Genomic DNA, 21,015 nt, shown 5'->3' with positions numbered 1-21,015 from the left:
TGACGGTTTGTAAACCCGCATGCAGCATATACTCTCCGCATTGGGAACATTCAAGAACTTCCTCTTGTCTATCGAGTATTTGTTCAGCACCTTGTTCATAAGCCATAAGATCTGCACCGCTTTCTTCGAATTTTTGTAAAGTATGCAGCACAGGCAGCTTGTGAAGCTCATTATCCTGCAATAACGGTGCATCAGCCGGCTTTTCAACCACCATTTCATCCTCTGCCTCATATAAAATATCCTGCTCGTCATCATCGCCAAGCTGAATACTCAATGTACGGTAACCCCTAAGGTCTTCTTCTCCATGAGCGTGGAGCGCGGGAGCTACAGAACCCTCATGATCCGCATGATCATGTGTTGCATTTTCATGCCCATCCTTATGTTTGTGAGCAGGTGGAGGAACAGACTCAGACTCATCTTCCTCATCAGTGAGGTCTGAGTATCCCTTCAGATCATTATGACAATAAGGACACTCTTCTTCAGGTCCTAATTCTTCATCCCAGATAATTTCCATGTTACACCATGGACAAATCGTCATTTCCAATCTTTATCATCCTTCCGTTCCAATGCGTATACCAAGCTCTAGTATACAGGATGTGTCAAGTTACACTCGCACCAATCACATAAGAAAGTGATATAGAAATAATCATGGAGAACAAGCCAACTGCACGGTTATCCTCCTTAATCTCCTGATCGATAGAAAATACCGGTGTCAGAAATTCAAAAAGAAAGTACGCTGCAAGCAGCAGTAAAAAGCCAACGAACGACCAGATCATCGTATCATACACGCTGGATTTAGACTCCATTGCAAAGCGGAGCACGTTGCAAATACCAAACATTTTTCCACCCGTTGCCATGGCTACCGAAACATTGCCTCGCTTGATCTCTTCCCAGCATTTATAACGGGTTACCAGCTCAAAGCAGGATAAAAAAACAATTAACTCCAGCACCGCCACGGAGAAATAACCCAGCATCATCCCCAACGGATGCGATAGCAATTCATCAATCGCCATCTTCACCTCGTCCCTCCCGTTCTACCAAGCGTTCTCGGTCAGCAACCTATATCTATTCCAATTCTGCAACCGTTACACCCGTGCCGCCTTCATTGTAGTTACCGATACGATAGCTTTTCACATGCTTATGCTTGCGAAGGTACTCCTGAATACCGGTTCTCAGGACCCCGGTACCTTTGCCATGAATAATGTATACCTGACCCAGATTGGCCAAAAACGCTTCATCCATGAAGCGGTCCACTTCCATCAGTGCTTCCTCTACGTTGGCTCCCCGAAGGTCAAGTTCACTACGCACATTATCATCCCGTGTCCGCTTAACGCCAGTGACTGGCTTTTGGACCCTTGGAGTAGTCATTGGGGCTGGTTGCAGTAACTCCAGATCGTCCAGACTGACCTTCATTTTCATGATGCCCAGTTGAACGATAGCTTCCTTGCTGCCAGTCAGTTCAACCACGTGACCTTTTTTATTCAGACTGTGAACTGATACTTCATCGCCAGCCATGATCGAACGAGTACGCGTAGTGGTTGAACGTTTGGCTGTATTTTTCTTGCGTTGCTTCGGTTCAGCTTCATCCAGTTCTTTACGAGCTGCAATCAACTTGTGCTCCTTAACCGAGGCTCCCTCTTCCTGAGCCAATCTGCGCAAATCATTAATAATTTTCTCCGCTTCACTACGAGCCTTATCTACGAGAATTCTTGCTTCGTCTTCAGCCTTTTCCAGCATGCGGTCCCGTTGTGACTCCAGTTTATCCAGCTCGGTCTGATGGCGGGTACGCAATGCTTCCATTTCCTTACGCAGTTGCTCTGCTTTTTCCCGTTCTTGCTCAGCGGTCAAACGGTTCTGCTCCAGTGACGCAATCATGTGCTCGACGCGCTGGTCTTCCTCCGTTACCTCGCCACGAGCATAATCTAATATCCGCCCCGGCAATCCCAATCGCTCGGCAATGGCAAAAGCGTTACTTCGTCCGGGTACACCGACCAGAAGGCGGTACGTCGGGCTTAACGTAGCGACATCGAACTCCATACTTGCATTAATAATTCCTTTGCGCTCATAGGCATACGCCTTCAATTCACTATAGTGAGTCGTCGCCACCATACGGCAACCCATAGCATGTATATGTTCCAGAATGGACACAGCCAGCGCCGAACCTTCGGCCGGATCCGTTCCTGCCCCCACCTCATCAAGCAATACAAGGCTTTTAGGTGTCATACTCTTCAAGATGCTAATAATATTGGTCATGTGACTGGAAAATGTACTCAAGTTTTGCTCAATGCTCTGCTCGTCACCAATATCGGCATAGATTGCATCAAATACGCATAGCTGGCTTTCATCCTCAACAGGCACAAACAGTCCAGACATCGCCATTAAACTTAGCAGACCTATCGTTTTCAGGGTAACGGTTTTCCCCCCTGTATTCGGTCCGGTAACGATAATGGAGGTGTACGAATTACCCAGCTCCACATCTATGGGAACGACCTGTTCCAATGGAATTAGAGGGTGTCTACCCTTTTTCAACTTCAAGTACCCGCGATCATTCATTAAAGGCAACGTTGCCTTCATTTCACGAGCAAGACGCGCTTTTGCAAAAATAAAATCGAGATTGCCCAAAATATCCACATCATACAGCAACATATCCGCTTGTTCTGCGACAAGTGCGGTCAGCTTTTGTAAAATGACTTCAATTTCACGCTCTTCTCTCAGCCTGGTTTCCCTCAGCTTGTTGTTCATAGCTACAATGGATTCAGGCTCGATAAACAATGTTGCGCCGGACCCGGATTGATCATGCACAATTCCGCCAAAGTAAGAACGATATTCGGCTTTGACCGGGATGACAAAACGATCTCCACGAATCGTAATCAACTGATCCTGAAGCATTTTGGAGACGGTTGAGGAGCGAATCATGGAATCCAGCTTTTCACGAATACGCACTTCACCTGATCGCAGCTCGCGGCGAATTTGTGAAAGCTCTGTACTGGCGGAATCCAGCACCTCTGCATTTTCGTCAATACAGCCTTTAATCGAGTTTTCCAAACTTCTTTGCTCCGATAGCTGCTCACTCCAATACAGCAATGTTTCAACAGGATTTTCCTCATGCAAACTTGTCACATATACCTGTATACGGCGTGCAGCTTGAACCGTTGTCCGAATCCCAAGCAACTCCTGCGGGCTTAACGTTCCTCCAATACGGGCACGCTTCACCGCCGGAGTGATATCCACTACTCCATTAAAGGAAGGCACTCCTTTTAACCGATCAGCAGCATAGGCCTCATCCGTACCTTTCAGCAATTTCTTGATATGCTCCAAATCGTCGCTGGGCTGTAATCGAAGAGCGATCTGTTGTCCCGTTGCCGTTTGGGCATAGTGACTTAGTTTATTTAGAATTTTTTGATATTCAAGGGTTTTGAAAATTTTAGAGTCCAACTTCACTGCTCCTTTCACTTATATCTATATTATACCGAAAGCAGCAAACTTACGCTATTTGCCAACTCTGCTTTACACATAAGAAAGCTCTTTATGCCACACACTAACCTTTGTCTAACCCTGTTAATTCAAAAAAACAAAGGAGGTTATTCCGTGAGCATTCTCGGGCACATTGTACGTTTCATCGTTGCCGCTCTGGTTCTGATGGTCGTAAGCTGGATCGTTCCCGGATTTAGTGTAGGCGGCTTTTGGAGTGCGCTGATCCTTGCCATTGTCATTGCCTTGATTGGCTATATCGTCGAGGCGATATTTGGTCGACGCGTTTCCCCATTTGGACGCGGTATCGTTGGTTTTCTGGTGAGCGCTCTGGTTATCTGGGTCGCTCAATATGTCGTGGCCCATGTTAGTGTTTCGATTATGGGCGCATTGCTCGCTGCATTGGTTATCGGGATTATCGATCTGTTCATTCCGGTATCGACACCGTTTGAAGCCGGACGCAAGGAAGCGAAATAATTTCAGCAGACACTTCCAGTATAGCTGTCCCGAAGCAGATTCATCTGCCAAAGGACAGCTTTTTGCCATTTTACACTTTTTAGTATGACCATAGACAAAAAATCCCCAGCCATGAGCAGCCGGGGATTGCCTTACATTTATAATCCGTATCTACTGATCCTGTTCAATAAGTTCAATCCATTCATTATACTCCGTTTGAAGCTTGGTGTATTCTTCCTTGAGCTGACGTAATTCTGTCGAAATTTTTTCTGTATTTTCTCGATCTACATCCTGTTGTACTTGTAATAACCGAAGCTGATGAGCCGCCATTTCATATTTCTGACCCACTTCGTCTAATTCAGACTGCAAGGCCTTGCGTTCCTGCTCGATGGACTGCTGTTCTGCCTTTGCGGTGTTGGCAGCCTCAACTGCGAAACGTATCTCCTCCTGAAGTTGTTCCTTCTGTTCAAGCGTTACCGCTATTTCCCGTTCCCAAGATGCAAATTCTTCCTTACGGGCAGCATCTTCAGCTTCCAGACGTTCCGCTTCAGCCTTCAACTGATCATATTTATGCTGCCATTCCACAGAAGCCTTCTCAGCACGTTCCAGTTCACTTTGCCGGTCATGGTTTTCCTGCTGGAGCTGCTTAATATGTTGCTCCAGTTGCCCAGCTCGGCTCTTCATGCTTCCATATTGCTCCTGAAGCGATTGATACGCCTTCGCGCTCTCTTGCTCTCGAATATTAGCTTGCTCAAGCTCGTCCTGAACGCGAATCAGCTCAGGTGACAGCTCTTTGATTTTCGTTTCAAGTTGAACTAGACGTTGCTGCTGTGAAGCATATTGATTATTAGCAGCTTCAACCTCAGCTATGGACTGCTGCAGCTGCTCCTCTATCGCTTCCTTCTGTTCACGCGCTTCCAGCAGGGAAAGTTCCAGTTCTTCTACTGCCGACTGACGCTCTTCTGCAAGCTTCTTCCATGACTTCTCGCTTTCAGCCAGCGTAGCCAGCTCGCTCTGCAGCTTGCGAGAAGATACATGAGCTTGCTCTAGCAACTTCTGCATCCGGCGCTGTTCTTCCTCTAGCTTGGCTGCCTGCTGCTGCGTAGCCTTGGCTTCAGCCGCCAGTTGATCATATCTGCTTTGCAGTTCTTCACGTGCGCGCGTACCTGCCTGCTCCCGCTCTGCTGCCGCCTGTTGCTGTGCTTGCAGCTCGACCTCCAGCTCGGACTGTTGTTGCTTCAATGCTGCAGCTTGCTCTTGAGCCTCCTCCAGGCGAGAAGAAAGCTCTGCGCTTCCTGCCTGTACTTGTTCTAATTGCTCCTGAAGCTCCTCAATCCGAATCTCCTGCTCCAGTGCAGCTTCCTCGGCACGTTGTTGTGCTTCCTCATGCTGGAGCTTTTCTTCATTTAGTGCCAATTCAGCCTGTCTACGTTCCTGCTCCAGCTGATCATTCAGCCCGGAGCACTTGGTCTGCCATTCGCTTAGCTTCTGGCTATGCTCTTGCCGCAAAGCAGATCGCAATTTGTCCAGCTCTATACGCTTCTGCTCCTGATGTGTCTTCTCCGCAGCCGAAAGCTTAGCTTCAGCCTGTTTGGCCGCTTCGACTATTTCCTTCTTCAGCTGCTCTTCTGTCTGCCGGACACGTGCATTCGCAGCTTCTTGCTGCTCCTTCAGCTTCCGAGAAGCTTCTTGCCGGGATTCCTCCAATTCACGCTTGGCCTGTTTTTGTTCATGTTCAAGCTCAGCTGCTTTTTTCTCCTGCTGTTCAAGCTTTGCCTTCAACTCGGCAATTTCCTTGGCTGATGCAGATTCAGTTTCCATCAGCTTCTTCTGCGTTGTTTCTTTTTCTTCCCTCAATTGAATAAGAGCTTGCTGCATATCTGAATTTTTCTGCTGTTGTTCCCCTAGGGCCGTCTGGAGCTGCGCCAGATCTCCCCGGAGTTCCGCCCGTTCCGCTGCCAAGCGATTCATGTGGCTCTGAATCTCCTGGATTTGTACAGCTTCTTCAGCCATATGAACCGCAGCCAGCACGGCAATTCGGGGCATATCCAGACGCGAATGAGCTTGAGAAATGCTATGCATACGTTCATCTACGTAATTGGCAACCTGCTTCATATAATCACTATTACTACCGACAAGTTTATAAGAAGTACCGTAGATCTCTACAGTGACGCGAGTACGATCTGGTGTAGTCACAATTATGCCCTCCTTCAATACTACAGTATGTTGATTCTAAGATGTGTCCGGTACTAGGGTAACCCGCCTTCGTGAAGCGTTCAACCTTATTAGCCCGGCTTCCCCGCAGCGGGTGAATATCAGAGTAGAGAGCTTCAATGATGATAGGCCAAAAAGCCGTATCGAACCTCTGTCACTAAGATTCGATACGGCTTCCCGCATTTCCTGCTACTTTCTCAATTCCGCTCCAAAAGTTTGTTCCAGAGACGTAACGACAGGAGAATGCGCCGCATTGATCTCTTCATCCGTTAACGTATGCTCCCAATGACGATAGGTCAGGGAAATAGCTACGCTCTTCTTGTCTTCACCAAGCTTGCTGCCTGTAAATACATCAAACACCCGTGCATCCTGCAACAGTTCTCCGCCTGCAGCATGAATAACACGAAGCAGCTCCCCTGCCTCAACATCTTTATCCACCACGAGAGCAATGTCACGTTCCACGGACGGGAAGCGAGCTAGCTCTTTGAACTGAATATGGGAATTTGCATGTTCAATGAGCTGTTGCAACGCAATTTCTGCTACATACGTATCGTTCAGCCCATAGGACTGTTGCAGCTCCGGATGAATCTGCCCAATCGTACCGATCCGCTGAGAGCTACCATTTACATCCAGCCATACCGAAGCGGAACGTCCTGGGTGGTAGCTTTGCGGTTGGTCAGCCACATAACGAATGCTGGCACTTAGTCCGAAATAGTCAAACACAGTTTCAAGCGCACCTTTAATATCAAAGAAATCAACCTTTTCAGCACCGATGTTCCACTGTTTTTCACGGCGAACCCCAGTAAGCAATAGACTGAGCACTTGAATTTCCTGCGGCTGGCGGGTTAATGTCTGTTCTTCTGTATAAAATACAGTTCCCATCTCAAAAATGGCCAGATTATCCTGCTTACGATTCATGTTGTACACCGCTGTATCCAACATCTGCGGAATGATACTCGTACGCAAAACGCTCCGGTCTTCGCTCATAGGCATGGCCAAACGTACCGGATGACTGCCTTCAGTCAGAGCATTAAACAAGGCTGTGCTTTGCGGATGTACAAAAGAGTAACTGATCGTCTCCTGCCAGCCACCATGAGCCAGCAATCTACGCAAAGAGCGACGCAGGGATTGCGATGCCGTCAAAGCTCCTGGAGTTGTCGGTCCCTCAATCGGCGTGGTTGGGATATTGTCATAGCCATACAAACGTGCCACTTCTTCGATTAAGTCCACATCAATAGTAATATCCCCGCGGCGTGTAGGTACTTCAACTTCCAACACCCCTTGTTCTGCATCGCCACATCCGAAATGAAGTCTACCAAGGATCGTCTTCACCTCAAGCAGGGACAGTTCGGTTCCCAAATATCGGTTTATTTTATCTAGCGACAGCTTGATAATGCGGTTTTCAGCTTTTGCAGAAGCAGACTCTACGATGCCCTGGTGTACAGTCCCCCCTGCATAACGCTGGATCAGCGCAGCTGCACGATTTACAGCAGGTATAACAGCGCCTGGATCAACCTCTTTTTCAAAACGCAGACTTGCTTCTGAGCGCAGTCCGAGTTGACGGGATGTTTTGCGAACTGTACCGCCGTCAAACTTCGCAGATTCCAGTGCGATGCTGACTGTCGCATCCGTGACCTCGGAATTGGCTCCGCCCATCACGCCAGCCAATGCAATTGGCTTCACGCCGTCCGTAATCAGTAGCATATGCGGTTCCAGCTTACGTTCCTGATCGTCAAGTGTGATCAAAGTTTCGCCTGCACGAGCAAGTCGAACCTCAATATTTCCATTTTCCAGCTTATCCGCATCAAAAGCATGCAACGGCTGGCCGTATTCCAGCATGACGTAGTTCGTAATATCTACGATATTGTTGATTGGACGAACCCCTGCCGCCATCAGACGGTTTTGAATCCATAATGGGGAAGGACCCACTTTTACACCTGTGATATAACGTGCTGCATAATGCGTACACAGTTCAGGAACATCTACCTTTACGGACAGATGATCTGCCGCTGCATCGCTAATTTCCACCAGATCCTTAGCAGGGTCAGCCAGCGAAATGTCACGTCCTAGAATGGCGCTCACTTCATAAGCAGCTCCATGCATGCTCAGGCAATCCGAGCGGTTGGGTGTCAGATCAAAATCCAGCACCTGATCATCCAGGGCAAGCAGTTTCGTAATCGGTGTACCAATTTCAGCATCCTCTGGCAGCACCAAAATGCCTTCCTGCAATTCTTTTGGCAACAGCTTATCATTCATGCCCAGTTCTTTGGCCGAGCAGATCATGCCCATGGATACAACACCACGCAGCTTAGCCTTTTTAATATGGAAATCTCCTGGAAGTTTGGCACCTACAACTGCAACAGGAACCTTTTGACCTGCATCCACGTTCTTAGCACCACACACAATTTGCAAGTCTTCTCCCTGACCTGCATCAACAATACACACATTCAGCTTATCCGCGTCCGGGTGCTTTTCCTTGCTTTTGACATAGCCTACAACGACGCCGGTAATTCCTTGGTTGCGATGTTCGACTTCATCAATTTCAATGCCCGAACGGGTGATTTTTTCTGCCAGCTCCTCCGCACTCACTTGATCCAGTGATACATACTCGGACAGCCACTCGAATGATACTTTCATATGGGTTCACTTCCCTTGATATAGTTGTTTATTGACGCGCAAACTGCTTCAAGAACGACAGATCGCTGTTATAAAAATGACGAATATCGTCAATGCCGTATTTCAAAATGGCTATCCGTTCTACACCCATACCGAATGCAAAGCCACTGTACACCTCGGGATCAAAACCACCCATTTCCAGCACTTTCGGATGCACCATACCACAGCCCAAAATTTCAATCCATACGCGCTCGCCATTTTTCTTCACAAAAGTCACGTCTACCTCAGCACTTGGCTCAGTGAACGGGAAGAAGCTTGGGCGCAACCGGATTTCGGTTGATTCCCCGAACATTTCGCGTGCAAATTGCAGCAAGGTCCCTTTCAAATCACTCATACGAATGCCTTTTCCAACCACAAGACCTTCGATTTGGTGGAATTGGAAGGAATGTGTTGCATCATCATCATCACGTCGGAATACCGTACCTGGACAAATCACCTTAATAGGCGTTTCACCCTTCATCGCCTCCATTGCGCGAATCTGAACCGGTGACGTATGGGTACGCATCAATAAATCTTCGGTCAGGTAAAATGAATCCTGCATGTCCCGTGCCGGGTGATTTTTAGGGAGATTCAATGCTTCGAAGTTATAATAATCGGTCTCGGCCTGCGGCCCCTCAGCCACTCGATATCCCATACCTGTAAAAATATCCTCAATTTGCTCGATCACTTTGTTAAGCGGGTGGAGCCCGCCTTGCGGCAGTGCGCGTCCAGGCAGCGTAACGTCGATTTTCTCTGCTTGCAAACGCTCGTTCGTTTCTGCTTTCGTGAACTCGTCCTGCTTACGGTTAACGACCTCTTCAATCGCCTCGCGCACCTCATTGGCTACCTGTCCAACAACTGGACGCTCTTCCGCGCTCAGCTTGCCCATACCGCGCAAAATTTCAGTCAGTGCACCCTTTTTACCCGAATATTTAACTCGTAGTTCAGCCAGTTCCTTGGGTGTTGCCACCTTCTCCAATACTTCCAGTGCTTCTTCCTTCAAGGCCAGCAAATGTTCCTTCATTTGGATGGTTTCGCTCATCGCCTGTTCAGTCCCCTTTCTTCATATCCAGCTTTTCAGACAACAAAAAAAGGTCTTTTCTCCCGGAAAGGGACGAAAAGACCGTGGTACCACCCTCGTTAGACAATGAAGATCAGCTACCCGATATACTTTACCTTGCGGCAACCAGTTCGGGTGACATTCATGCAATACATCATCGTCTCGCTCTGCACGTTGTAACGGTCGTGAACCGGTATCCCCTACTTACACATTCGCCATTTACATGACGCTTGAGGTTCAAGGAACTGCTCCGGAGCGAACTTCAACAGCCCAATATTTGCAGAAACGCTCTCAATCCTACGGCGCTTCCTCCCTGTTCAATCGGACACTGCCTACTCTTCTCCATCAAGACATTTTCAAAATACGAACTATTGCTCATTATTATATGCAAACTCCTGCACTTTGGCAAGCAGCGCCTATACTTCATTCCTATAAATATCGGGATCATTTAACCGATCCAGCTTGGTACGAATGCGCCTGATATCGCTCAAGACCTCCTTATCTTCTTCACCCGTCCCTGCCATTCCCATCAATTCGGTAAGACGCAGCTGTAATCTAAGGCGTTCTTCCCGCTTCTCCTGATCCTTTGGCTCTCGGATGCGGCTCCGTTCATCTTCTTGTTTTTCGTCGGCCGTCCCCTCATAAATCTCATATCCGCCTCCCGACTTCATATCGAGCAGCCGAGTTGCCGTACAACGCACCAGTTCCCGGTCATGCGAGACGAGTACCAACGCCCCATCATATCGGCGCAAAGAATCCTCTACAATTTCACGGGTTTCAATGTCAAAGTAATTTGTCGGTTCATCCAGCACTAACAGATTGGCTCCACTAAAGTACAAGCGCAAAAAAGCTACCCTGCATTTTTCTCCCATACTGAGCGTTCCGATCCTTTTAAATACATCCTCTTTGGCAAATAGAAAACAGCCCAGCACCGTTCTCGCTTCGGTTTGAGTCATCGTAGGGAGTGCAAGCAGACTGCCAAGCAACGTCTGGTCCTCTGGAAGCTGCTCCAGCTCCTGTGAAAAATATCCGATATTCAACTGTGGGTTGGTTGTAATTTTCCCTATCTGCGGTTCCATCTGACCTGTCAATAACCGAAGCAGCGTGGTTTTGCCAATTCCATTGGGTCCCCGAACAGCCAAACGATCCCCACGTGCAACGTTCAGATTTAGATTTTTCACAATGACACGCTCGTCGTAGCTAAAGTCAACCTGCTCAGCACGTAGCAAATATTTAGCCTGAAAACCGCTGTCACTTAATTTCATGTGCAAAGACGGGGCTTCACGCGGTTGCTCTACCCTGTTAGCCTCCAGCCGCTCCAGTTCCTTTTCCTTCGCATGATAACGGGAAATATTCTTTTTAGCCTTGGCCTTGTAAAAGCTCTTTGTAATAGCCACCTCCACCTTTGAAGCGCCACGGTGCGCCTGATGAAACCATTCCCTATAATTTCGGATTGTTTTCTCCAGCGCCTGTCTCGCCAGTTCCTGCTTCCGATAGCTCGCCTCCTGCTCTCGTAGCTCCCGCTCCTTTTGCGCTTTATATTCCTTATAGCCGCCTTTATAGCGCTTAACGCCCATGGGTGTCAGCTCAACCAAGCTTGTAGCCACCTTATCCAAAAAAGTTCTGTCATGCGATACAAACAGCAATGTTCCAGGATACGTGGACAGCCATTGCTCCAGCCAGAGCAAGCTTTCGGCATCCAGATGGTTGGTTGGCTCATCCAACACCAGCAACTTCGGCTGCCTGACCATCAGTCCGGCCAGCCGTACCCTCGTCTTCTGCCCTCCGCTCAGATCACCATAAGCAATCGACCACGTCTGGGCAGGCATACCCATTCGGGTAAGCGCCTTTTCCACCTCAGACTCCCAGGCAAAGCCTTGCAGACGCTCATATTGATCCATCAGCTCGCCGTAACGCTCCAAATGATGCTCCATATCCTTCCCAGGATTGGCTAGGTCAGCTTCCAGCTGCCCCAACGCTTGCTTGAGACGCCAATGCTTAGGGCTGGCCTGCTGTACGGCCTCCAGTGCAGTTCGAGACCCATCCAACGTATCCTGCTGCTTCAGCCAGCCGCGCTCTTCCAATGGCAAATCATGCTCTACTTGACCAGAGGTTGGCGCTTCATCTCCCAATAATATTCGCAATAGCGTCGTTTTACCTGCTCCGTTTCTTCCGAACAGCGCGAGCCGTTCTCCTTCCGTCACGTCCAGCGACACCATCTCCAATAAAGATGTCCCGTTCCATTCCTTGACTACGTTGCGAACTCGCAAAATGGTTTTCATACCACGATCATCCTTTCCCAGCCCGGTTTTCACACCGGAAGCAATAAAAAAAGCCGCAGAAGGCTGCGGCTTGCATACAGGAATATAGAATGACTGCTATGATTTGTTTCTTTCATTTCAGACACACTTCTCCCGTTGCAGCTTGCAGCCGCCTGCCAGTAACATGCAGTTAAATGGGAAAATCAGTGTGCTTACTTCATCGGACGTATGGTTACCTTCCTTTTTATGGGATACTTACTTGCAGTCAGTATAGCAGATCACAGCATATTTGCAAATACTGGTGTTATTCCCAATTACCAAAGTGGTGTTGAATGAACCACACCCCGGCTAAAAGTATTATCCAATTGAAAATAAAAGAACCCTTGATTCACAAGGGTTCGGAAACTTTAAAATAGTAAGCGGGTGATGGGAATCGAACCCACGCTATCAGCTTGGAAGGCTGAAGTTCTACCATTGAACTACACCCGCATTATATAACATCTTGATCCATATGTATGACACACTTAAGCTCTCATCGACCAACTGAATCAGGATGTTATACAGTATAACTTACCTTTCTGGAAAATGCAAGCATACTACATCCCATCCTGAATCAGCCAATTCACAGAGTTACGTAAAAACAATTTTTCAAACATTTCTGCCGGAATGGGGCGGCTAAAATAATACCCCTGTCCTTCATGACAATCCTGGGCCTGCAAAAATTGGAGCTGTTCCTCATTTTCCACCCCTTCAGCCGTGACCTTCAGCTTTAGATGGTGAGCCATAGAGGCAATGGTAGATACAATGGCCGCATTTTTGCTATCGACCAGTACCTCATTTACAAAGGAACGGTCAATTTTAAGACGGTCAATCGGGAGATTTTTCAAATAATGCAGTGAGCTATAACCCGTTCCAAAATCATCAATACTGATGGCCACACCGATAGCCTTTATTTTTTTCAATTGTTCAAAGGCCCTGTCCTTATCAAAAGTCATACTCTCGGTAATCTCCAGCTCTAAATAGCGTGGTTCCAGTTCCGTATAGGCCAAAATGCCCCGAATAACATCCACCAGTTTTTTTTGCTGAAATTGGCGCATGGATAAATTGACCGATATCGGGATGGGTGGATATCCTTGCTCCTGCCACTGTTTATTTTGGAGACATGCCTCACGCAGCACCCATTCCCCCAAGGGCACGATCAGGCCACTTTCTTCAGCCACTGGAATAAAATCGCCCGGCATGACCATCCCACGATGAGGATGATTCCAACGTACCAGCGCCTCCAAACTCGTTAGCTCGCCACTTTGCAGGTGGACACGTGGCTGATACACCAAAGAAAACTCCTCATTTTCAAGCGCTCGCCGCAAATCATTCTCCAGTTGTAGTCTTTCATGCGCTCGCATCTGCATCACACTAGCATACCGCTGAAAATTCACGCCTTGCTCCTTGGCACTATGAACAGCAGTATCTGCCTGCTGGATAAGTTGTTCGCTCTGATTCGCATCCCACGGGTACAAAGCGATGCCAACGCTCACCATCACATGATACGACTCCCCATTAATATCAAAAGGCTGATCAAACAACTTCACCATATCTTCAATACGATTTCTCACGGCATCTGAATCTTCATAGCCCATTAGAAGAAAGGCAAATTCATCTCCACCCATGCTAAAGACTGCTTCTCCTTCACGGCAAAAACGGGCCAAGCGTTCGCCTACCGCATACAGCAAATAATTGCCTGCCGTATGTCCAAGCGAATCATTAATCGCTTTGAAACGATCAATATTTAGCACTAAAAGAGCTACTGTCTCATCAGACTTCAATGAGTTGCGCAATATTTTATCCAGCCGCTGGGAAAGACGTCGGCGATTGGGGAGGCCTGTTATATCATCATTATAAGCGATATGATTAAACTCAGATTCTGCCGCCTGTTTTTCCCGATAAGGAACCAGAACCATGAGTCTGACCAAACCGTTCAACAGACTATAAAATGCAATCACGTTAGTCAAAAGTCCTATAAGATGATTAATATCACTCATTTGCCTAGAAAATAAATAAAACAACTGGCTCACAACACACAGCCCGATCCCACGAACCATTAGTAACATGCCCAACTCCGCCGGGCGAACTTTCTTATATTTTCGTACTCCAAAAATAAATGTAAGGACCAGCAGCAACATGACTACCAGATTCAACGTCAAGCCGAGGTTGCCCAATTCGTACCTTATACGTAGATCTGGTAAGCCTGCGTCATAGGCCTTAATAACTCCTAAAATCAGCAAAGTGCAACCTATTCCCGCCCACAAAGCCACTGTCTTGTATTCAGACTTTGTTTTTCTAAATGGAAGAGAGCAAACGAATAGGAGCATAACAGAGGTAAAGGCTCGAATTACAAACAGCAGCCACAACGAAATGCCTGGAGACAAAGCAAAGTCCGTCAGGCTCACAAAACTAAACGAAACGATATGAACCAGGTAAAGCAGACCAGTCACCAAAAAGGTTGGGGCAATAAGAAGTCTCTGCCAAGTTAACTGTTCCAGCAAAACGGACCAGGATTGATAAAAAATAGAAAAGCAAATCGCAGCACAGGCAAATCCTAAAATTGGGTATACGAAGAAAAATACATTGTAAGAGTATATTTTATTCAAAGTTACGTGAAATAACTGGGCCATGACAAACAAAACTATCGCAGCCATACCGATGCCTATCGTTTTTTTTACTTCCAGCCGTATATTCATTCAGCCTCTTCAGCCCCCTGCATATCGGAGTTTCCGATCATCTAAGACGTTTGACAGCTTTGGAAGCCGTTGTTTAAGTCTATAGTATCAAAAAAAATGTTGTATTCTGGTATATAATAGCATTTAATCTGTGAAAGGTGAATCATTTTTTTGTTCTATATCCATGAATTTATTTGCGCATTTGCGCAAATACACGAGCTTACAGTACCAAAAAAGCGCATTATCTTTTCAGATTATGCGCTTCAGACGACATTTGTCCAACGGGCTATACCTATACCTCAACGCTGCACACTATAACAGAAATAGTTTGTACAGGACCTCTCTGCGAAAAATCTCCATATTAGACTACAGGAAGGGTAATTTTGAATTGTGTACCGCTTCCATGCTTACTGTCAACATGAATGAAGCCTCCGTGATTTTTGATAATACGATAGCTCACAGCCAATCCCAAGCCGGTTCCACTTTCTTTTGTTGTAAAAAAGGGATCAAATAAACGCGCTAATGTATTGTTGTCCATACCTAACCCGTTGTCTTCAATGCAGATGTGAACATAAGGCCCCTCAAGTACTGTGTGGATATCAATGCATCCTTCTCGTTCCCCACCGATGCTCTCAATGGCATCCATCGCATTTTTAATCATATTGAGGATAACCTGTTTAATTTGCTTCACGTCAATGGAAACCTTCATGAGCTCATCATTTTCATCCAGTGCGATCTGGCAGCCCTTCATCAACGCCTCGCTTTCTGTGAGCATTACTACTTCTTTTAGAAGTCCCATCACAGATACAGCTGTTTTTTGCGGAGCCGAAGGCTTGGACGAATTTAAAAACTCGTAAATAATGTCGTTCGCACGATCGATTTCGGTTAAAATAATGCGGGCATACTCATCCCTGCCTAACTCCACCAAGTGCGGCCGCAACAATTGAATAAAGCCCCGGATTGCAGTAAGCGGGTTACGGATTTCATGGGCGATAGAGGCCGAAATACGCCCGAGCATGGCCAGCTTATCATTTTGATACGCCGTCTGCTCAATCTGCTTATAATCCGACACATCCTTTACACTAAATAAAAAATCGCCATCCATCTGATCACCGTAGGTCACTGTTATCAACCAATGCCGACCATACTCATCAATCAACTCATGATAGCGCTTTCTATGAAAGATAGTTTCTTTATAAATCCGCATGATTTTCTTCTTCTTAAACCGACTTAACTCAGGATGATGCAAAATTTGCATCAGGTTGCGACCCGCAAGCGAACTACGTGGTAACTCCAGTAATCTCGCCATTTGCACGTTAATAAAGGTCAGTACCCCGTCACTGTCAAACAGCATGATACCACTATCCAGGTTCTCCAGTACATTTTCATACTTATTATTGGCGATCTGTGTGGAAGGGCAAGCTCCCACGGTATCAAGCAAGGCTTCTTGGAATTCACTGATCATGCCAGGCTTCCCCCTTGTATCGGAATGATAAACTGGCCGTATCGGACGTGTAATATTCTTGAAGAAGAGAGAGGTATCTACCGATTACCCTTCAAATGGTGTAGAAAACAGTTTCATTCAACTCCGACCATTTTTTTCGATTCGAGTCTTATTTTATGATAGACAAGATTAAGGATCACAGTCAATCGGAAAAAGTGTCGAATCCACATTTTTCTCCTATTTTCTTTCGTCATAATATCTGCGCAACATTACCAAAATTAAAAAATAAGTTAAGAAAAGCGCCCTACACACCAAAGAAGCTCTCCAGAATTGAGAGCTTCTTTGGTGTGTAGGATGTCAACTGCCGCTCTTATTATGTTGAAGCCGGGATCGTCTTTGGCTCATAACGGCCAGTCTTCTCTTAAGCTCTCCCTGCCATTTCTCATCGTTCATTTGTTTGGCTACCATCAATAAATCCAGCGACATGTCAATTTGGCGCTTTACAATTTCAAATGCATCTTCGCTCTCGCGATTCACACAATTTTCAAATATCGTATCATCGTCTTCCATAACATAATCCTGAAAATCAATCTCGGATGCCCCATCTCCATGTGCATACTCAGCCAAAATTTCATACTCATTTTCGACTTTATAATGAACTTCAATGCGACGACATACCGGGCAAAACAGCAAAGGAACATTATGGACTTGGGTGCGGTAATGCTTCAGCGTTCCCTTGGTTCCTACCATGCTTGCTCCACAGCAATAACTCATCCGGGCTCAGCCTCCTCTGAACAAAACCTGTTCTGCCTTGTTTATCTTCTACAATACCTTATTCGCTTTCATTAGGCAAAATTCCTCCAGAACACAACAACATTTCCATAATTATTTGTTACTTCACTCTGTATTACATGATTCAGACAGGCTACTTCCCAGATGTTCCGCTGAACAGCGCAGGCAAGCAAGCCCCCAACATCGGCAGAGTAACCGCATGTTGGGGGCTTGCTTGTTTAAATTCAACTTGTGAAATTGATATTACAGATTTTTATCGCCTGGTTTCCAGTTCATTGGGCACAATCCACCGGATTGCAATGCTTGCAGTACACGCAATGTTTCTTCTACACTGCGGCCTACATCATTGTGGTTAACCACTTGATATTTCAGTTCGCCTTCTGGATCAATGATGAACAAGCCGCGCAATGCAACGCCTTCTTCTTCGATCAGGACGCCATAGTCGCTTGCTGTTTTCTTCGTGATGTCAGAAGCCAATGGGAAGTTCAATTTGCCCAGACCGTTGTTTTCTTTAGCTGTGTTAATCCATGCTTTATGACTATGCACGGAGTCTACACTGATACCCAAGATTTCAGTATCCAGCTCTTTGAATTGATCAGCTGCATCGCTCAATGCTGTAATTTCTGTTGGGCATACAAATGTGAAATCCAGTGGATAGAAGAAAAATACGAGCCACTTGCCACGGTAATCGGAAAGTTTCACCGAGCCAAATTCTTGACCGTCTCCAGACACTGTTTCCAATGCAAAATCAGGTGCGGGTCTTCCTACCAATCTTTCTGCCATAATGTGAAATCCTCCTTTAAAATATGTAAGAAAAACACCAATTGTGTTTTCCTCAATCATCTGTATTGTAACAAACCACCTACTTGATAAATGTTATCATTCGCTGAAAACAAAGTCAATATTATAACCATTACTTTTTTATAATTATTTTAAACTGGCTTGAAAATTCATAATCTTTTCACATTTTGGGCTTTTTAAGCTTTTTGATACGAAAGTAGCTCCTGATTGCTCAGGAGCTACGATGTTAAACTTTTGCTGTAAAGTTATGTTGTATAACCGCCCTATATAATAGGAAGCTTTTTTTCAGAACGGGGGCATTTCCGGAAACTTTAGCGAATAGCTGCCGCAATCAAATCGCCCATTTGAGCTGTCGAGATCGCTTGAGATTTATCCACCGCAATATCTGCTGTACGGTGTCCTGCGTCCAGTACCTCAGCTACCGCTTTCTCAATAGCATCGGCTGCTTTCTCGTACCCGAAGGTGAGGCGGAACATCAGAGCAACGGACAAAATTGTTGCAATTGGATTCGCCAGTCCCTGGCCTGCAATATCAGGCGCCGAGCCGTGTACCGGCTCGTACAGACCGAAGCTGCCTTCTCCAAGTGATGCAGAGGAGAGCATCCCGATGGACCCGGTCAGCATAGCTGCTTCATCACTAAGGATGTCACCAAACATATTTTCCGTTACAATGACGTCAAAACTGGATGGACGGCGCAGCAATTGCATGGCACAGTTATCGACTAATACATGCTCAAGCTCGACATCTGGGTAATCTACAGCGACCCGGTTAACGACTTCACGCCATAAACGGGAAGTTTCCAGCACATTGGCCTTATCCACCGATGCGAGCTTTTTGCGACGTTTTTGTGCAATTTCGAAAGATTGGCGAACAATCCGCTCAACTTCTGTTACATTATATGCACAAGTATCGATCGCTTCCTCACCCTGAGCACTCTCTCGTCTGTATTTCTCACCGAAATAAATACCGCCCGTCAGCTCGCGTACCACGATCAAGTCCGTTCCTTCCAATACTTCTGGTTTCAATGTAGACGCGTCTTTAAGACAATCGAAAACAACTGCAGGACGAAGATTCGAGAACAGACCGAGCTCTTTGCGAATACCGAGCAATCCGGTTTCAGGACGAAGTTCCTTAGGATTATTGTCCCATTGTGGTCCTCCGACCGCTCCCAACAGCACGGCATCTGCAGATTGACATACGGTCAATGTTTCTTGCGGCAATGGAGTCCCCTTCTTATCAATGGCAATCCCGCCGAACAGGGCATGCTCTGTTTCAAATGAAAGGCCAAACACTTCTTCCGTACGTTTCAAAATTTTCTCTGCCTCTGCAACTACTTCAGGTCCGATTCCGTCTCCCGCTATTACTGCAATCTTTTTAACGTCTGTCATCACGTACACTCCTCTTGTTATACAGCCATAAGACCGTATTTCTCATACCTTCTTTGTAACATATAGAGCATGGCTTTGACCAAGATATAGAATCTATCAATTCAATAGGTTCTGCCTATAAGATCGTTTTTTTATTGAAAAATAAGAAAACAGGATCGGAAACAACCCGATCCTGTCTATATTCAATGCCTAGGTTTGTATAAAATTAGGATTTATAATCTACACGATTGCTATAATTTTTACGCTTGTCGATCAAACCATTCAGTGCATCCACATAAGCCCGTGCACTTGCTTCCAAAATATCGGTACTTACCCCGCGGCCCTGTACAGATATTCCGTTTTGAGTCAGCACCACATGTACTTCCCCTAGAGCGTCCTTGCCATGAGTAACCGATTTAATGGAGTAATCAGAAAGTACAACACTCTCGCTGCTGGCTTGGTCAATCGCATTATAGATCGCATCGACTGAACCATTCCCTTCAGCTTCTGTCTCGATCACTTGGCCTTCATCGTTCACCAGGCGCACTTGTGCGGAAGGCGTAGCCTTGTTTCCGTAAGTTACGAAAATGGTTTCCAGCTTGAAGACTTCAGGTGCATCGGCCAATTTTTCTTCCAGCAATGCCAGGATATCATCGTCCGAAACTTCCTTCTTCTTATCAGCCAAATCCTTAAACTGACCAAAAGCGCGATTCAGATCTTCTTCGCTCAATTCGTAGCCCAGCTCGATCAAACGCTCACGGAACGCATGACGCCCTGAATGCTTGCCCAGCACCAGCTTGCTTTCTTTCAGACCGATGCTTTCCGGTGTCATAATTTCATAGGTCGTCTTCTCCTTCAGCATGCCGTCCTGGTGAATACCTGATTCGTGCGCAAAAGCGTTGGCCCCCACGATCGCCTTGTTGCCCGGCACGACCATCCCTGTCAAGCGGCTAACCAAACGACTCGTGCGTGCAATTTCAGACAATTGCAGAGACGTTTTGGCTTGGAAAAATTCCTGTCTCGTCTCCAATGCCATGGCGATTTCTTCAATAGCCGTGTTTCCAGCGCGTTCACCGATACCGTTAATGGTTCCCTCGATCTGGTCTGCCCCGTTCAAGATGGCAGCAAGCGTATTAGCAGTAGCCATTCCCAAGTCATTGTGGCAATGTGCACTCAATTGAATCTTCTCCACATCGACCACATTTTGCTTGATGTGTTTGAATATATTTCCGTATTCGTAGGGTGTTAAGTAACCTACCGTGTCCGGGATATTGACGACAGAAGCCCCTTCCTGTACAGCCATGGTGACCATTTCAACCACAAAGTCAAGCTCTGTACGTCCTGCGTCCTCTAAAGAAAACTCCACTTTTGGCAAATATTTTAACCCATAACGAATAGCAGCACGAGCAGTTTCCAACACCTGTGTCTTCTCCATCCGCAGCTTATGCTGACGATGGATTGGAGAGGTTGCCAAAAAGATATGGATACATGGGTCCTGTGCTCCCTTGAGTGCCTCGCGTACCGCATCAATATCTTGTTCCCTTGCACGCGAAAGGCCAATAACGGTCGAATTTTTTACAGCTTTTGCTACTGCATTAACAGCCGCCAGATCACCCGGAGAAGCAGCCGGGAAACCAGCCTCCATACGATCGATTCCCAGCTTCTCCAACTGATGGGCGATCTCCACTTTCTCACGAGTATTCAAGTTCACGCCAGGTGACTGTTCTCCGTCTCTCAAAGTGGTGTCAAATACATATATTTTGCGCAACCTAACGCA

At 46.5% G+C, this 21,015-nt stretch carries 14 protein-coding genes and 1 tRNA gene; 1 reads left to right on the top strand and 14 read right to left on the bottom strand.

Features of this window, described 5'->3' with window-relative positions; genetic code table 11:
- The 3 genes from AC5V8P_RS10835 to AC5V8P_RS10825 all read right to left on the bottom strand — a co-directional run.
- The coding region (locus AC5V8P_RS10835) for a hypothetical protein (RefSeq protein ID WP_495473631.1) at positions 1-544 on the bottom strand (544 nt) is incomplete at its 3' end.
- 55 nt (positions 545-599) lie between these two features.
- Positions 600-1,013 (bottom strand): DUF350 domain-containing protein, encoded by a 414-nt coding sequence (locus AC5V8P_RS10830; protein WP_063209930.1) that lies wholly within the window; start codon positions 1,011-1,013, stop codon positions 600-602.
- Positions 1,014-1,065: 52 nt separating this feature from the next.
- Positions 1,066-3,435, bottom strand: coding sequence for an endonuclease MutS2 (locus AC5V8P_RS10825; protein WP_064795322.1), 2,370 nt, complete (start codon positions 3,433-3,435; stop codon positions 1,066-1,068).
- Positions 3,436-3,588: 153 nt separating this feature from the next.
- Between AC5V8P_RS10825 and AC5V8P_RS10820 the strand changes: the two genes are divergently transcribed.
- On the top strand, positions 3,589-3,948 hold the full coding sequence (locus AC5V8P_RS10820) for a phage holin family protein (protein ID WP_063209932.1): 360 nt from the start codon (positions 3,589-3,591) through the stop codon (positions 3,946-3,948).
- Positions 3,949-4,098: 150 nt separating this feature from the next.
- Here the strand turns inward: AC5V8P_RS10820 and AC5V8P_RS10815 are convergent, their stop codons facing one another.
- The 11 genes from AC5V8P_RS10815 to AC5V8P_RS10765 all read right to left on the bottom strand — a co-directional run bounded on the left by AC5V8P_RS10815 (position 4,099) and on the right by AC5V8P_RS10765 (position 21,006).
- Positions 4,099-6,123, bottom strand: coding sequence for a hypothetical protein (locus tag AC5V8P_RS10815; protein WP_064795323.1), 2,025 nt, complete (start codon positions 6,121-6,123; stop codon positions 4,099-4,101).
- A 207-nt stretch (positions 6,124-6,330) separates the two neighbouring features.
- On the bottom strand, positions 6,331-8,778 hold the full coding sequence (gene pheT / locus AC5V8P_RS10810; protein WP_064795324.1) for a phenylalanine--tRNA ligase subunit beta: 2,448 nt from the start codon (positions 8,776-8,778) through the stop codon (positions 6,331-6,333).
- A gap of 28 nt (positions 8,779-8,806) precedes the next feature.
- On the bottom strand, positions 8,807-9,838 hold the full coding sequence (pheS, locus tag AC5V8P_RS10805; RefSeq protein WP_269203074.1) for a phenylalanine--tRNA ligase subunit alpha: 1,032 nt from the start codon (positions 9,836-9,838) through the stop codon (positions 8,807-8,809).
- A 434-nt stretch (positions 9,839-10,272) separates the two neighbouring features.
- Positions 10,273-12,138, bottom strand: a complete 1,866-nt coding sequence (abc-f, locus tag AC5V8P_RS10800) for a ribosomal protection-like ABC-F family protein (RefSeq protein ID WP_064795325.1) — start codon at positions 12,136-12,138, stop codon at positions 10,273-10,275.
- Between the two features lie 397 nt (positions 12,139-12,535).
- Positions 12,536-12,606, bottom strand: a tRNA-Gly gene (locus AC5V8P_RS10795).
- Positions 12,607-12,713: 107 nt separating this feature from the next.
- Entirely contained in the window at positions 12,714-14,855 is a 2,142-nt protein-coding gene (locus AC5V8P_RS10790; RefSeq protein WP_064795326.1) for a putative bifunctional diguanylate cyclase/phosphodiesterase, read from the bottom strand.
- Between the two features lie 340 nt (positions 14,856-15,195).
- Positions 15,196-16,299, bottom strand: coding sequence for an ATP-binding protein (locus AC5V8P_RS10785; RefSeq protein ID WP_063209937.1), 1,104 nt, complete (start codon positions 16,297-16,299; stop codon positions 15,196-15,198).
- A 336-nt stretch (positions 16,300-16,635) separates the two neighbouring features.
- Positions 16,636-17,052, bottom strand: coding sequence for a hypothetical protein (locus AC5V8P_RS10780; protein WP_007429530.1), 417 nt, complete (start codon positions 17,050-17,052; stop codon positions 16,636-16,638).
- Between the two features lie 261 nt (positions 17,053-17,313).
- Positions 17,314-17,853, bottom strand: coding sequence for a peroxiredoxin (locus AC5V8P_RS10775; protein WP_013370083.1), 540 nt, complete (start codon positions 17,851-17,853; stop codon positions 17,314-17,316).
- 329 nt (positions 17,854-18,182) lie between these two features.
- Positions 18,183-19,259, bottom strand: coding sequence for a 3-isopropylmalate dehydrogenase (gene leuB / locus AC5V8P_RS10770; protein ID WP_064795327.1), 1,077 nt, complete (start codon positions 19,257-19,259; stop codon positions 18,183-18,185).
- 205 nt (positions 19,260-19,464) lie between these two features.
- The gene (locus AC5V8P_RS10765) at positions 19,465-21,006 is read right to left on the bottom strand and encodes a 2-isopropylmalate synthase (protein ID WP_064795328.1); all 1,542 of its coding nucleotides are present in this window, start codon (positions 21,004-21,006) and stop codon (positions 19,465-19,467) included.
- Positions 21,007-21,015 lie beyond the last annotated feature (9 nt).

The organism is Paenibacillus sp. N119s (assembly GCF_059447605.1).
The sequence above is the reverse complement of the archived record's forward strand: the minus strand, read 5'-3'. Positions and strand labels throughout refer to the sequence as shown.

Bases quoted from the DNA above. Each gene is read 5' to 3' on its own strand.
- AC5V8P_RS10830 (WP_063209930.1), bottom strand. From the start codon at position 1,013: ATGGCGATTGATGAATTGCTATCGCATCCGTTGGGGATGATGCTGGGT.
- pheT (WP_064795324.1), bottom strand. From the start codon at position 8,778: ATGAAAGTATCATTCGAGTGGCTGTCCGAGTATGTATCACTGGATCAA.
- pheS (WP_269203074.1), bottom strand. From the start codon at position 9,838: ATGAGCGAAACCATCCAAATGAAGGAACATTTGCTGGCCTTGAAGGAA.
- abc-f (WP_064795325.1), bottom strand. From the start codon at position 12,138: ATGAAAACCATTTTGCGAGTTCGCAACGTAGTCAAGGAATGGAACGGG.
- AC5V8P_RS10790 (WP_064795326.1), bottom strand. From the start codon at position 14,855: ATGAATATACGGCTGGAAGTAAAAAAAACGATAGGCATCGGTATGGCT.
- AC5V8P_RS10785 (WP_063209937.1), bottom strand. From the start codon at position 16,299: ATGATCAGTGAATTCCAAGAAGCCTTGCTTGATACCGTGGGAGCTTGC.
- AC5V8P_RS10780 (WP_007429530.1), bottom strand. From the start codon at position 17,052: ATGAGTTATTGCTGTGGAGCAAGCATGGTAGGAACCAAGGGAACGCTG.
- AC5V8P_RS10775 (WP_013370083.1), bottom strand. From the start codon at position 17,853: ATGGCAGAAAGATTGGTAGGAAGACCCGCACCTGATTTTGCATTGGAA.
- leuB (WP_064795327.1), bottom strand. From the start codon at position 19,259: ATGACAGACGTTAAAAAGATTGCAGTAATAGCGGGAGACGGAATCGGA.